This window comes from Paenibacillus sp. FSL R5-0636 (assembly GCF_037974255.1).
GTDB lineage: Bacteria > Bacillota > Bacilli > Paenibacillales > Paenibacillaceae > Paenibacillus_AQ > Paenibacillus_AQ odorifer.
In genome coordinates, this window is record NZ_CP150232.1 from 4,259,790 (window position 1) to 4,274,926 (window position 15,137).

The 15,137-nt window shown below is 44.1% G+C and carries 13 protein-coding genes; all 13 read right to left on the reverse strand.

Annotated elements, in window-relative coordinates:
• Positions 1–37 precede the first annotated feature (37 nt).
• Entirely contained in the window at positions 38–4,366 is a 4,329-nt protein-coding gene (locus MKX34_RS19340; RefSeq protein WP_038571931.1) for a PolC-type DNA polymerase III, read from the reverse strand.
• 269 nt (positions 4,367–4,635) lie between these two features.
• Positions 4,636–6,084: a proline--tRNA ligase gene (gene proS / locus MKX34_RS19345; RefSeq protein ID WP_036688477.1), complete on the reverse strand. Its 1,449-nt coding sequence runs from the start codon at positions 6,082–6,084 to the stop codon at positions 4,636–4,638.
• Between the two features lie 25 nt (positions 6,085–6,109).
• Positions 6,110–7,384: an RIP metalloprotease RseP gene (gene rseP, locus MKX34_RS19350; RefSeq protein ID WP_036688480.1), complete on the reverse strand. Its 1,275-nt coding sequence runs from the start codon at positions 7,382–7,384 to the stop codon at positions 6,110–6,112.
• Positions 7,385–7,631: 247 nt separating this feature from the next.
• Entirely contained in the window at positions 7,632–8,771 is a 1,140-nt protein-coding gene (locus MKX34_RS19355; protein ID WP_076106343.1) for a 1-deoxy-D-xylulose-5-phosphate reductoisomerase, read from the reverse strand.
• Positions 8,772–8,794: 23 nt separating this feature from the next.
• Positions 8,795–9,598, reverse strand: a complete 804-nt coding sequence (locus tag MKX34_RS19360; protein ID WP_038571935.1) for a phosphatidate cytidylyltransferase — start codon at positions 9,596–9,598, stop codon at positions 8,795–8,797.
• Positions 9,599–9,618: 20 nt separating this feature from the next.
• Positions 9,619–10,386, reverse strand: coding sequence for an isoprenyl transferase (locus MKX34_RS19365; RefSeq protein WP_036688488.1), 768 nt, complete (start codon positions 10,384–10,386; stop codon positions 9,619–9,621).
• A gap of 78 nt (positions 10,387–10,464) precedes the next feature.
• The gene (frr, locus tag MKX34_RS19370) at positions 10,465–11,019 is read right to left on the reverse strand and encodes a ribosome recycling factor (protein ID WP_036688489.1); all 555 of its coding nucleotides are present in this window, start codon (positions 11,017–11,019) and stop codon (positions 10,465–10,467) included.
• Positions 11,019–11,747: a UMP kinase gene (gene pyrH / locus MKX34_RS19375; protein ID WP_036688491.1), complete on the reverse strand. Its 729-nt coding sequence runs from the start codon at positions 11,745–11,747 to the stop codon at positions 11,019–11,021. Before pyrH ends, frr begins: the two co-directional genes overlap by 1 nt.
• 102 nt (positions 11,748–11,849) lie before the next feature.
• Positions 11,850–12,500 (reverse strand): translation elongation factor Ts, encoded by a 651-nt coding sequence (tsf, locus tag MKX34_RS19380; protein WP_036688492.1) that lies wholly within the window; start codon positions 12,498–12,500, stop codon positions 11,850–11,852.
• 132 nt (positions 12,501–12,632) lie between these two features.
• On the reverse strand, positions 12,633–13,334 hold the full coding sequence (gene rpsB / locus MKX34_RS19385) for a 30S ribosomal protein S2 (protein ID WP_036688493.1): 702 nt from the start codon (positions 13,332–13,334) through the stop codon (positions 12,633–12,635).
• Positions 13,335–13,495: 161 nt separating this feature from the next.
• A complete protein-coding gene (locus MKX34_RS19390; protein ID WP_076106345.1) occupies positions 13,496–14,152 on the reverse strand; it encodes an endolytic transglycosylase MltG in 657 nt (218 codons plus the stop codon).
• The gene (locus tag MKX34_RS19395; RefSeq protein ID WP_038571941.1) at positions 14,149–14,727 is read right to left on the reverse strand and encodes a hypothetical protein; all 579 of its coding nucleotides are present in this window, start codon (positions 14,725–14,727) and stop codon (positions 14,149–14,151) included. The genes MKX34_RS19390 and MKX34_RS19395 overlap by 4 nt, the downstream gene beginning before the upstream one ends.
• A 49-nt stretch (positions 14,728–14,776) precedes the next feature.
• Positions 14,777–15,091: a hypothetical protein gene (locus MKX34_RS19400; protein WP_036688496.1), complete on the reverse strand. Its 315-nt coding sequence runs from the start codon at positions 15,089–15,091 to the stop codon at positions 14,777–14,779.
• Between the last annotated feature and the right edge of the window lie 46 nt (positions 15,092–15,137).

Genomic DNA, 15,137 nt, shown 5'->3' on the forward strand with positions numbered 1-15,137 from the left:
CTCTTTTCTAGCCATGAAATAAGTGTTGTTAAAGCCTTTAAAATAGGGAAAGTTGATTGCTTTCCGGTAAGCCGCGGAAGCAGCCCATGCCAGTCAGCAGCTCAATAACCGTCTTACTTGCCTTTGATTTCTGCTGGAAATCTTCAATAGACAGGAACTCTCCAGCATCTTTCGCAGCAGCTATGTTGATAGCAGCATTCTCACCAATTCCCGCTAATGCGGAAAACGGAGGAATCAAACTCTTGTCATCAACAATAAACTTATTCGCTTCTGAGCGGTAAAGATCAATGTTTTTGAATGTAAACCCACGTGCCGTCATCTCCAAAGCCATCTCAAGGACAGGCAACATAGCCTTTTCCTTAGGCAAAGCTTGAAATCCTTTTTGCTCAATTTCTACGATCTGACGGCTGATGGCTTCATACCCCTTACAGCACAATTCAATATCAAAATCTGCCGCACGTACAGAGAAATAAGTCGCATAATATTCAATAGGATGATACAGCTTGAAGTAGGCGGTACGTACTGCAGAAATTACGTATGCAGCAGCATGCGCCTTCGGGAACATGTATTGAATCTTTAGACAAGAATCAATATACCATTGTGGGACCTTGCACTTTTTCATTTCCTCGATCCATTCGTCAGACAAACCTTTACCTTTACGAACACTCTCGGTAATTTTAAAGGCCAAGCTCGCATCCATTCCCGCTTTATAAATTAAAAAGAGCATGATGTCATCACGACAACCGATAACGGTCTTAATGTTACAAGTGTTATTCTTTATAAGCTCTTGAGCGTTACCAAGCCAAACTCCAGTACCATGAGACAAACCTGATATTTGCAGTAAGTCAGCAAAGCTGGACGGCTTCGACTCAATAAGCATTTGACGTACGAACTTGGTACCCATTTCGGGCACACCATAGGTCGCAACCGGTGATCTGATTTCGTCAGGTCTTACTCCAAGTGCATCTGTAGAGTTAAACATGCTCATTACTTTCGGATCATTCATCGGGATAGAAGTTGGATCAACACCTGTCAAATCCTGAAGCATCCGCATCATCGTCGGATCATCATGACCCAGAATATCAAGCTTCAGCAAATTCGCGTCAAAAGCGTGATAATCAAAGTGTGTGGTCTTCCATTCAGCATTGACATCATCTGCCGGGAATTGTACTGGCGTAATATCTTCTACCTCCATATAGTCTGGAACAACGACTATACCACCCGGATGCTGTCCCGTACTACGTTTAACGCCTGTACAGCCAGCCGCCAGACGGCCAACTTCAGCTCCACGCCAACGTTTCTGGTGCAGTTCTTCGTATTTTTTTGCAAATCCGAAGGCTGTCTTCTCAGCTACGGTACCAATCGTTCCGGCACGGAATACATTTTTCTCACCAAACATTTCTTTGGTAAAGTTATGTGCATTCGGCTGATATTCCCCTGAGAAGTTCAAGTCGATATCGGGGACTTTATCCCCTTTAAATCCAAGGAAGGTCTCGAACGGAATATCCTGGCCTTCACCTTTGAGCTTCTGACCGCAATCCGGGCAGACTTTATCTGGTAAATCGAATCCGCTCCGCACACTACCGTCAAGGAACCATTCACTATGGCGACACTCGGGATCTAGGCAAATATAATGCGCAGGCAAAGGATTAACTTCTGAAATCCCAAGAAATGTAGCGACTACAGAAGAACCTACGGAACCCCGCGAGCCTACGAGATACCCATCCTGATTTGATTTTTTTACGAGACGTTCAGAAATCAAATAGTTGGCAGAGAACCCGTATTTAATAATCGGTGCAAGCTCTTTCTCCAAACGGGCAATAACTACTTCAGGCAGCTCTTCACCGTAAATGGATTTGGCTGTATTGTAGCAGGTCTCGCGAATTTCTTCGTCCGCCCCGTCAATAATTGGTGTAAATAGCTTATCTGGAAATAGCTCCAGTTCTTCAAAACGCTCCGCCAGCTCAACTGTATTTGTGACAACGACTTCCATCGCTTTTTCAGCACCGAGAAATTCGAATTCAGACAGCATTTCATCCGTTGTGCGGAAGTGTGCATCCGGTTTGCGTTGGTCTTTAAGCGGACTAAAGCCTGTGATCCCATTAATCGTAATATCACGATACAGCTTGTCCCGGGGTTCAAGATAATGCACATTCCCCGTTGCGATAACAGGTTTATTCAACTGTTCCCCTATTTCGCAAACCTTGCGGACTACATCGCGAAGCTCATCAGGGCCTGCTACAAAACCCTTGTCCACCAAGTGCATGTACATGGTCAATGGCTGAATCTCCAGCACATCATAAAAATGAGCAACCTCCATGGCTTCCTCAGTCGTTTTGTTGAGTACTGCTTCAAAAAACTCTCCACGTTCACAACCGGAAATGACTAGCAGTCCATCTCTATGCTCTTCCAGCTTGGATTTTGGAATACAAGGTACACGTTTGAAATATTCCGTATGTGACATGGAAATGAGCTTATAGAGATTTTTTTTGCCTATTTGATTAAGTGCATAAATATTACAGTGGAACGGTCTTGTGTTCGAAAGATCATTACCCACATAATCGTTTAGCCGATCAAGGCGGGTCATGCCCTTCATCTTTTCAGCATCTGCGAGCAATCCTGTTAATATACCGCCGAGTGCTATGGTATCATCAATCGCACGGTGATGGCTCTCCAGAAGAACTTTATATTTATCGGCTAATGTGTTCAGCCTGTGATTCTTCATGCTTGGATATAGTAAGCGAGCGAGCTCAAGCGTATCAAGAGATGGATTCGGAAGATCAGGTTCACCTATTTTACGTAACGAGGCCTGAATAAAACCCATATCAAATCTGGCGTTATGAGCTACAAGGATACTGTCACCCACAAATTCAACAAACTTACGCAGTACTGGTTCAAGATCAGGAGCATCCTTAACCATTTCATCCGTAATATTGGTCAATTGCTGAATATGATAAGGGATTTTCTCATGCGGATTAACAAAAGTAGAATAACGGTCTACTTCTTTGCCTTCGCACATTTTAATGGCCGCCAGCTCCGTAATATTATTGCGGGTAATCGATAAACCCGTGGTTTCTATATCAAACACTACATAGGTAGCTGTCTTCAAGTCCAAAGGCTGAGCATTCTCGACAATATTCACAGAGTCATTCACAACATTAGCTTCCACACCATAAATCATTTTTATCTTATGCTTATGAGCTGCATGGTTTGCATCAGGAAAAGCCTGAACGCCACCATGATCAGAAATAGCAATCGCAGGATGACCCCACTGGGCAGCTGTTTTGACATAGGTAGTGATCGGAGTGACCGCATCCATCGTACTCATCGTAGTGTGAAGGTGGAATTCCACCCGTTTCTTAGGAGCAGTATCTTTACGTGCAGGCGGTGCCTTAACTTCCGTTAAATCCGAAGGGATCATCACGAGCTCAGGAATCTGCATAAAACGGTCATATTCTACTTTCCCGCGTGCTCTTACCCATTTGCCATTAGCTAGCTGACTCATAACCTTCAGATCATCTTTAGTCTTCGCGAACATCTTCATTTGTAGAGAATCCGTAAAATCGGTCAGACTGAAAGTGAACAAGGTACTGCCATTGCGAAGCTCCTTACGATCCAGACCAAAAATGGTACCCTGAATTGTAATTTTCTTCTCTTCATCTTGAATTTCAAGAATCGGCACAGCCTGTTCCTTAATTTCATACCCCACTTGAAGCTTAATTACTTCATTAGGATCGCTATCATCAGCAGGAGCTTCTGTTTCCACAGCAGTCATCATCTGCTCAACAATCTCGCGTTGTTCTTGCTGAAGCTTTTGCTGAAATTCTTCGAATGCTTCAACATTATTATTTTCGTTCTCCGCCATTAGTAATTTAACTTTTAAGGAGAGACCGAAATACTTATCATAAAATTTAATAATTGCTCCATCGATGCCTTTTTTGCGAGCCAACTCCATAGAAGTGGAATCACTCATCGTCAGCATTAAAGTGTCATCTTTAAGCTCTTGGGTAGAACGTGTCAGCCAGCCATTAACCGATGGAATCTCCCGATGCACCCACTCCAAAAACAGTCCCCAATATTCTTGGACAAGCTCCGCTCTACTAACCTTCTCATCATATAGGAACAAAAAGCTTACTTTAGCTATATGCTGTAGCTTCTCCCGCATTCTAAGGCTAAATGTCCGATATACCTGTGCTGGAACCAGACTTTCTTTCGTAATAACGATTTGCCAGTCCCGGTTGCCGCGACTGATCTCAACACGTTCTATATACCCGTCTAAAAAGTAGGGATCCATGATTGCAGGCGGAATTTCACCCTGCTTCATCAAGAGCTCGAACCTTTTTCTTCTCTCCTGGTTTTGTTCCATGCTTTCCTCCCACCTTTAATAACCCAGTTAAAACTATCCATGATATACAGTGAAAGTACAATATGATAAGAAGAAACGATGTTGTCGCCTTTTAAAGACGATAACTGTTTCTCGTAAAAATATAAGGATAATTTATAGCGAATTCCTATAAATTCTTATATTTTAAAAAGCTTCTGGTTTCAAAAAGCATTGGGTTCTTACGGCCCGCCGACTCCTCTCTCCAGAAGCTAAATTAAAATACTACAAGACTGTTGATCGGTGCCTAAAGATTAATATGCCTTTGCAAAAACCACAGTATGCTTGGCTGGTTGGCCACAGCAAATGCAGACTTGCTTAGTCTCCGCTGGATCAAAAGGAATATTGCGGCTACCCGCACCTGTCTCTTCCTTAACTTTGGACTCGCATTCTTCGGAACCACACCATCCAGCTAGAGCAAATCCACGTTTTTCATCCATCGAAGCCTTCATTTCCTCCAAGGAATCCACAGAATAGAAGTGGTCCTCGCGGAATTTCAGGGCACGTTCGAACATTTCGTTGTGAACCTGTTCAAGCATTGTTTGAACCTCTTCTACGAGGTTTTCCTGTTGAATAACCTTCTTCTCACCGGTGACACGTGAGACGAGAACGCAGACGCCATTCTCCATGTCGCGTGGTCCAAGCTCCAAACGTACTGGCACTCCACGCATTTCATATTCATTAAACTTCCAGCCTGGAGTAACATCTGAACGATCATCCACACGTACACGAACGCCAGCATTCTTCAATTCCTTGAACAGCTCGTCCGTCCGCCCAATCACAGCTTCGCGGGTCTTAGGAGGTCCGATAGGAATCATAATAACTTGCGTTGGAGCTACCTTAGGCGGCAGAACAAGACCGCGGTCATCTCCATGTACCATAATCAAGGAGCCAATCAAGCGAGTGGTTGAGCCCCATGAAGTAGTGTGTACATACTCCAAATTATTGTCACGGCTTAAATATTGAATCTCAAAAGCTGTGGCAAACTTGGTGCCGAGGTAATGTGAAGTAGCAGCCTGAACAGCGCGTCCATCCTTCATCATCGCTTCAATAGAATACGTATCTACCGCACCGGCAAAACGCTCGGAAGGTGTCTTTTGTCCAGTAATAACCGGAATGGCAAGATAGGTCTCGACAAAATCACGGTAGTTATCCAGCATCCGCATAGTTTCTTCACGAGCTTCCGCTTCATTCTCATGCGCGGTATGCCCTTCTTGCCAAAGAAACTCAGTCGTGCGGATAAATGGTAATGTACGTTTCTCCCAACGAACCACGTTCGCCCATTGATTGATAAGTACAGGAAGGTCACGATAAGATTGAATCCATTTAGAGTACATGTGGCCGAACATGGTCTCTGAAGTAGGACGAACTGCGAGACGTTCCTCAAGTACGTCACCACCCGCTTCTGTTACCCATGGCAGCTCTGGATTAAAGCCTTCAATATGATCCTTTTCCTTCTGAAAGAAACTCTCTGGAATGAACACTGGAAAATAAGCGTTTCGATGCCCAGTTTCCTTGAGGCGACGGTTCATTTCCTCCTGAATATGCTCCCATATTTCATAGCCTTCTGGCTTAAATACAATACAGCCACGAACAGGAGAGTAATCCATCAAGTCTCCTTTTTTAATAACATCAATATACCAGCGTGAGAAATCCTCGCTTTGCGGCGTGATTTCCGTAACGAATTGTTTATCTTTAGCCATGTAATGGAATGCCTCCCGAAGAAAATTAGCCGCTGATCAAACGTAAAATATCATTATACGTAACAGCAATCATTAATAAAAATAGCAGTGCAAAACCTACAAAGTGAACCATGCCTTCATGACCCGGATCCACAGGTTTGCCACGCAGTGCCTCAACACCTAGGAATGCCAGACGGCTTCCATCGAGTGCCGGAATCGGCAAGAGGTTAAATATCCCCAGATATAGACTCAAAATAGCGGCCCAGTATGTAAGATACTGAATACCTTGTTGAGCAATTTGACCGGTTACCTCAAACGTACGAACCGGACCTCCAATATCATCCATATTGAATTTATTGATCAATTGTTTAAAGCCCAAAAAGATAGCTTCTGTCGTATCGACCATAGCTTTTCCTGAACCTGTTATCGTCTCGCCAAAACCAGCTTTACGAGTAGGTAGCTCAGGAGTGATGCCTATTTTACCGCCTTCTTGTCCTTCCATACTACGAGGAACTAGCTTAACGTTAAGGGTTTCTTCTCCCCGTTGCAGCGTCCAGTTCATTTCTTTACCTTTGGACTCCGAGGTCAAGCTAATCATTTTTTGGTAATCAGCACCGATTTTCTCACCATTGATGGAGACAATGATATCGCCCTTTTGGAGTCCTGCTTCTTGCGCCGGCATTCCTTCGGAGACGTCGCCAATCTTAACAAAAGTAGGATTTTCAACTTGAATCCCGACCATTTGCAAATGAATGGCGAAGAGTACAAAGGCTAACAGAAAGTTCATCACAGGACCCGCAACGATAGCCAACGCACGCTGACCCACGGTCTTGCTGCCGAATTGACGATCTTTAGGTGCAATTTGTGTCTGTTGCGTCCCTTTAATCATCATCGCTTGCGGATGAACATCATAAGTAGTAACTTCTCCGTCCACATCTAAGGTAATCTGCAATTTATCTTCGAGATCGGTACTCAGCGCCTCACCACGGATAACATTTCTACGGGTGTCTAGTGCATCCAGATAAATGTTTTTAACTTTATTGTCTTGTCCGAGCCTTACCGCAATGGTCTGTCCAGAACCAATCTCGACAATCTCAGGATCTTCACCAGCCATGCGGGCATAACCGCCAAAAGGCAGTAAGCGAAGAGTGAACTGAGTCTCATTCCGTTTATAAGAAAACAGTTTCGGACCGAAACCGATAGCAAATTCCCTCACGAGAATACCGGCGCGTTTGGCAAAATAATAGTGACCCCATTCGTGTACAGTCACAAGTACAAAAAACATGAGCACCGTTAAAAAAACGACCTGAACCATTTCCAAACGTATCATCCCCCTTTAGGTGTAAGACCGAAGTATGTCCTCTTAATTTATCATTATTCTCCGATCAGGCACAAGAGAATCAACTGTCCCAACCTATTTTTAGGGCAAAGTAAGTATTTCCAGTCAAGCAATAACGCCATCAGTGTTCCTTAAGGAGACGGTACGCGTTTACGCGAGAAATATAAGGATAATGTATAAAGTGAAACTTATACTTTCTTATATTTTTAAAAGGAGATCTTTCTACGTTCTACAGCGTAGCTGCCAGCTCTCGAACACGTCTATCACAGGATTCAATTTGTTCCAGATTCGGATTATGCTCGTTATTATGACGATCTAGCACTTCTCCGATAATCTCCTCAATACGCAGGAACGAGATCTCATGACTCAAGAATCGAGCAACTGCTATTTCGTTCGCAGCGTTGAAAGCAGTAGTCGCCGTTCCACCAGCTTTTCCGCAATCTATCGCTAGCTTCAGTGCAGGGTAACGTTCAAAGTCCATTTCACGGAAGGTCAAACGTCCTATCTCAGCTAACGACAAACGCTGTGCCGGAGATTCCCAACGATCTGGATAAGTAAGTGCATATTGAATCGGGACACGCATATCGGGATTGCCAAGCTGGGCAATAATACTGCTGTCACGGAATTCAACATAAGAGTGAATGATGCTCTCCGGGTGCAGCAGCACATTCACTTGTTCATACGGAAGACCGAATAACCAATGCGCTTCAATAACCTCTAAGCCCTTGTTCACCATTGTAGCAGAATCTATCGTTATTTTCGCGCCCATGCTCCAATTCGGATGACGAAGCGCATCTTCTACCGTCACATCCTTAAGCTGATCACGCGTAAAGTCACGGAATGAGCCGCCGGATGCTGTTAAAGTGATGTAGGCAATATCTGAGATATTCTCGCCATTGAGACATTGATAAATAGCTGAATGCTCACTATCAATCGGCAACAGCTTAACTCCCTTACGATTAGCAAGATCAGTGACCAAATGTCCGGCCGTTACTAATGTCTCCTTATTGGCGAGTCCAATATGTTTGCCGGCTTCAATTGCCGCTAGTGTTGATTGAAGCCCTACGCTTCCCATAACAGCCGTTACGACCATTTCGGCATCGCCGCCAGCCGCCACTTCAACAAGCCCTTCATTCCCGCTGTAAAGCTCTATACCAGAAGGTAGGCTGGATCTAATCTCATCTGCCAGCTCTTTCGTTGCCACTGAGACTCTACGCGGGTTAAAACGACGAACTTGTTCCAGTAATAATGCTGTATTTGTTCCGGCCGCCAAGCCATCTACTTCAAAAGAGTCTGGGTGCATTGCGATGACATCTAGAGTCTGAGTGCCGATCGAACCCGTCGAACCTAGAACACTTATTTTTTTCATAGTTATACTCTCTCTCCCTTCGTTTAATAGTAAGGCATAAGCATTACAATATGTACGAATGGAAATACGATAATCCAGCTGTCACATCGATCAAGAATACCGCCATGCCCTGGCAAAAGTGTACCTGAGTCTTTAATGCCATACGCACGTTTATAAGCTGACTGCACAAGATCTCCAAGCTGTCCTAATATCGCACAAGAAAGCCCAATAAGCAACGCTCGTCCTATCGTCAAGTGTTCAGGAGCAAGCAGCGCAAACACGATAGAAATAAGCATCGAGATCAGTACCCCGCCAACAGCACCTTCCACCGTTTTGTTAGGACTGATGGCCGGCCAGAGCTTGTTCTTGCCAAAGCTTCTGCCTACAAAATATGCCCCCGCATCACTGCCCCAAATGCAGAACAGGAGCAAAAAAGTCCAGAACAAACCATGTCCGTCATCCGATGCACGAGCCACGGCCATATAAGAGAAGCCCATTCCAATGTATACTATACCAGTAAACAGCAAGGCTGTTACTCGAATATCTAATTTATTTTTAGTAAAAACGGTGACCAGAAGGAACAATAACAGCAGAATCCAAATCCCTTGCTCCCAGGACAACGGCGCAGTAACACCAAGCAAATTCCATGGGATCATGAAGCTTAGAATAGCTGCGTAACCCAGAACAGTAGTACCGGAAAGCGTAGGAATACCTATCATTTTGACAAATTCATAAAAACCTATAAGAGCCATAGCAATAAGCAGAACCTGATACGGCCAGTTTCCCAGTACACATAACCCTAAAAATAATACTCCGGCAACAATTCCGGTAATCAATCGCTGCTTCAAAGGTTCCATCTCCTAACAAGCTACTTCAGTCCACCATAACGGCGTGTTCGTCGTTGATATTCAGCAACGGCCTGATGCAAATGCTCTTTGTCGAACTCAGGCCAGTACACATCAGTAAACCACAATTCACTATAGGCAATCTGCCATAACATAAAATTGCTAAGCCGAATTTCTCCACTTGTTCGTATCAACAAATCAGGATCGGGTAAACCAGCAGTTAATAGTCTGTTGTTAATCAACTCTGATGTAATTTCTTCTGGCGACAATATACCAGCTTGGATATCTTTCCCTAAACTGCGCATACAGCCTTCTATTTCATTGCGTCCACCATAGTTAAGAGCAAAATTTAAGATCAATCCAGTATTCTCTTTTGTTCGAGCTACCGCCTCTTCCATAGCCTTACGGGTATATGAAGGTAAAGCGTCAGCGTCACCCATCATGCGTACTTGAACATTCTTCTCGATTAGCTCATCAAGCTCAATCGCCAGAAACTCCCCAGGCAAACGCATCAAGTAATCGACTTCTTCTTTCGGGCGTATCCAGTTTTCTGTCGAGAACGCATACATCGTTAAGTATTTAATACCTAATTCGTCTGCAGCGATCGTAGCACGTTTGACAGCCTTCATGCCGTTTTGATGACCCATAACGCGCGGTAAGCCGCGCCGTTTAGCCCAGCGTCCATTACCATCCATAATCACAGCCACATGCCGGGGAATGTTATCCGGTGAAATCTCGACTGACTGTTGCCTGTCTTTACGGCTCAGCCACGCTTGAATCCGTTTGATCATTTCCGTTTCCTCCAAGCTCTTATCAGAAAGAGACAAACCCCACCATTAACGGAGGGGCCTTAAGTCTCTTGAATATCATTAAACTTCCATAATCTCTTTTTCTTTGGAGACAAGCACTTTGTCAACTTCGGCTATGAACTTATCCGTTGTTTTTTGAATGTCTTCCTGATGGCCACGGGACTCATCTTCAGAGATACCGTTTTTCTCCATCTTTTTAATATCATCGTTGGCATCACGGCGAATGTTGCGGATCGCTACTTTCGCTTCTTCACCAAACTTCTTAGTCAGCTTAACCAAGTCCGTCCGACGCTCTTCAGTCAGCGGAGGGATAGAAAGACGAATAATGGTGCCGTCATTGGCTGGCGTCAATCCGATATCGGATTTCATGATCGCCCGTTCAATATCAGACATCGATGTTTTGTCCCACGGCTGAATCAACAGTGTCCGGGAATCCGGAGTACTTATGTTGGCCAGCTGATTAATTGGAGTAGGTGCTCCGTAATATTCAACTTGAATACGATCGAGAAGCGATGTTGTTGCACGTCCTGCACGTAATGTTGCCAAGTCACGTTTCAGCGATGAAATCGCTTTGTCCATACGCTCTTCGGCATTTTTTTTGACCGATTGTGGCATTAATCTACACTCCCTTTAACAATCGTTCCGATCTTCTCACCGAGAACGACACGTTTGATATTGCCTTGTTCTGTAATGGCGAATACAATGAGCGGTATATTGTTATCCATGCATAAAGATGAAGCTGTTGAATCCATAACACCGAGGTTTTTATTCAGAACATCCATATAAGTAAGCTGTTCGAATTTCTCAGCTGTACTATCTTTGAACGGATCAGCAGAATATACTCCGTCAACCTTATTTTTCGCCATCAGAATAACTTCTGCTTCGATCTCTGCCGCTCTAAGTGCTGCAGTAGTATCTGTTGAGAAGAATGGGTTACCTGTGCCTGCTGCAAAAATAACAACCCGGCCCTTCTCCAAGTGGCGAATCGCACGACGACGAATATATGGTTCAGCAATTTGCTGCATCGAGATCGAAGTCTGCACTCTTGTTGGCACATCAATTTGCTCCAATGCGTCCTGAAGAGCAAGTGAGTTCATTACTGTTGCCAGCATGCCCATATAATCTGCAGTAGCGCGATCTATGCCGCTTGCGCTGCCCGCGATCCCGCGCCAAATGTTACCCCCGCCACAAACAATTGCAACCTGAACGCCAAGTTCTACAACTTCCTTGATCTGTTCAGCGATGGAAATAATCATGTCGGCATCAATACCATATCCGTTTTGTCCTGCCAAAGACTCTCCACTTACCTTAAGGACTACTCTCTTAAATACCGGCTGTTCCAAATGTATACCCTCACTTTCTGCAAAAGACGGAACACTACGTGTACGTGTTCCGCTCTTCTGATGCTTGCCTTTATTCAATTCTTCATATTTATGATGAAGCTATTATTGATTAACTTGTGCCATAACTTCTTCAACAAAGTTATCCACTTTCTTTTCCAAACCTTCGCCTAGTTCAAAACGAGCAAAACGACGGATCGAGATGTTTTCTCCGATGGTGCTGATTTTTTCATTCAACAATTGGGAGATTGTTTTGTCTGGGTCTTTAACGAAAGTTTGCTCAAGCAAGCAATATTCTTCGTAATATTTACCAATACGTCCTTCAACCATTTTTTCAATGATTTTCTCAGGCTTACCTTCGTTCAAAGCTTGAGCTTTCAGGATTTCTTTTTCTTTTTCAACATCTTCTTGTGGTACTTCTTCACGACGAACATAACGAGGGTTTGCTGCAGCGATTTGCATAGCGATATCGCGAGCAAATTCCTTGAAGGAATCTGTTTTACCAACAAAGTCAGTTTCGCAGTTGATTTCTACAAGTACACCAATGCGGCCGCCAGCGTGGATGTAAGATTCTACAACGCCTTCAGTAGCAATACGTCCTGCTTTGTTTGCTGCTGCGGACAGACCTTTTTCACGAAGCAATTCTGCTGCTTTAGTAATATCGTTATTAGCTTCTTCAAGCGCTTTTTTACAATCAAGCATACCAGCGCCTGTTCTTTCACGAAGTTCTTTTACTGCTTTTGCATCAACTGCCATTGTTTATTCCCTCCAGGTAATTGTCGTTTTCTTACATTATTCGAGGCCTTTATCCTAAAAAAAGGGCAGTGAGAGGTTATCCACCTGCCAACCACCCTTTTCATTTAAGTTCTTGTATGTGCTAGTCGCTACTTAAGCAGTAGTTGTGTCTTCGCCTTGGTGAGCTTCAACAACAGCGTCTGCCATTTTACCAGTCAACAATTTAACAGCGCGGATAGCGTCGTCGTTACCTGGAATTACGTAGTCGATTTCGTCTGGATCACAGTTAGTATCAACGATAGCTACGATTGGAATACCCAATTTGCGAGCTTCTGCAACTGCAATACGCTCTTTACGCGGGTCAATGATGAACAACGCGCTTGGAAGACCTTTCATGTTCTTGATACCGCCCAAGAATTTTTCAAGACGATCTTTCTCTTTGCGAAGAAGGATAACTTCTTTCTTAGGTAGTACTTCAAAAGTACCGTCTTCTTCCCAAGATTCCAATTTCTTCAAGCGATCAATACGCTTTTGGATAGTTTGGAAGTTAGTAAGCGTTCCGCCCAACCAACGTTGGTTAATGAAGAACATACCGGAACGTTCTGCTTCTTCTTTTACGGAATCTTGAGCTTGTTTCTTTGTTCCTACGAATAGGATTGTGCCGTTGTCACCAGCGACGCTTTTTACAAAGTTGTAAGCTTCCTCTACCTTTTTGACTGTTTTTTGCAAGTCAATAATGTAAATTCCGTTTCTTTCAGTGAAGATATAACGATCCATCTTTGGGTTCCAACGACGAGTCTGGTGACCGAAGTGTACCCCAGCTTCTAGAAGCTGTTTCATGGAGATTACTGCCATCTTCACACACCTCCTAAGTTTGGTTTATTGTGTGTCTCCTCCGCCATGCGTCATCTTTCAGCAAGACTTTCTTCTGAAGAAAGCACCCCTTGTCGAAATCAACCGGCGTGTGTTTTAACACCGTCAATTACTATACCATATTATCTCAGTGTATGCAACGATCACTTTAAAGTTATTAATTTCTCTATTATGGAGTCAATACTCTCTCCCTTATTAAAGCTATAAGAACCGGATTGAATTTTCGTATTAATCTTTCGTTTGTTTGCAGCCTCTAGAAAAGTAGACTTATCCTTAATGACGCCAGCCTTCGCTAAAATATCTGTTGTTGCGGTCAATGTGCTGCCAGATGGAATTCGAACAGAAACACTAGCATTTGCTGTGACTTTAGGCGTTACAGGTGCTACAGCGGTTGGAGCGGCACTAGCCTTTGGAGTGATCTTTGGCTGCTCAACCTTCCCGTCAGTAGGCGTAGATGGCTTGTTTGGCGCAATGGCTTTATCAGAGCTCTCAGGTACTGTAGGTGACACTACCGGCGTGGGGGAGGCTGCAGCAGCCGGCGCAGAGGGGCTGATGTTCTCCTTGCTTACTACTGTCGATCCCTCGGTCTCTGTGATTTCCTCTTTATTATCATTCTCAGCTTCCCCCGAGGCAGATTTTGCAGATTCATCGATGACTTTCATATTCAATTTTTCAGCACCCTGTAGAACTTGTTCTTTGGTAAGTGGAGCCGCTCCACCGGAGATCATTAACTGAAGTAATAAAGCGCCAGTAATTAGTCCTGTGCCTAGTCCGAACAAGAATGAACGGTTCTTAATCATACCGATTCCTCCTGTTTGGCAAGTTGCAGAATCAGTTGCACTTCCCCTCGCTGAAGTCCAGCCGTCTTGGCAATGGAGTCTATCGATTTGCCCTGCTCATGCAGTTCAAACAATCTTGGGTAACGTAATTTTATCGAACTAATAGGTTTCGCTTTCACATCTGGCGACACTGAACTCATCTCTGCTGGCAGAGACGTATCTTCGTTAACACCAACTTTAACCTTCGAACCTTGTTCAACCGTCACTGCAAGTTCTTTCAAACCCTTCTCTTCCTCGGCCACTCGTGCTTCTAGCTTTAAAGAGCTGTTCTGCAACTCTACCACTTGACTCTGTAATTCATTAACCTGTCCCTGCAGTAAATTATGATTAGTTTGCGATTGTTGTTTAATACTACTAACTAATTGTACCAGTTCCTCATTCTCGCGCTCTATGTCTGCCATATATAGCTCAAGCGCAGCCTCTGTTTCCTTGAGGCTTTGCTGATTAGCTTTTCCTTCCTTTACACGTGCGGGAAGTAAAAGGGCATAAAGAATAGCAGCGACACCTACTAGCACAATATAAACCCATGGTTGCAAGTGCCTTATCTCCTTTTACATTTCAGATGTAGATTCATGTGGATTCTTATTAAAGACTTAGATCAATGCGTTGGCCTTTGTAAGGATGCTCGGCATCACGGGTTGCAGGCGAGTTCGAGTGTTTATCTGAAGAAGAATTTCCACCTGAATGAGGATTGCCTTTTCCACCGCCATCCCGTAAAGCTGATTCAGAAGACTCATCCACTTCAGTGCTCCGCATGGCCAATTCCTGACTTTGTTTTACATTTTGCCCAGCCAATTGATGTTGGTCGATAGCAGGACGTTGCTGAGATTCATTCTGAAGCTTGCCCGCCTCCGTGGTGCGAGGCAAAGCAATTTGCAGTTCTACCGGTTTTAGGCTCATCTTAACCCTTCTCTCACAAGTAATGGCCGGCCGCAAATGCTGCCCG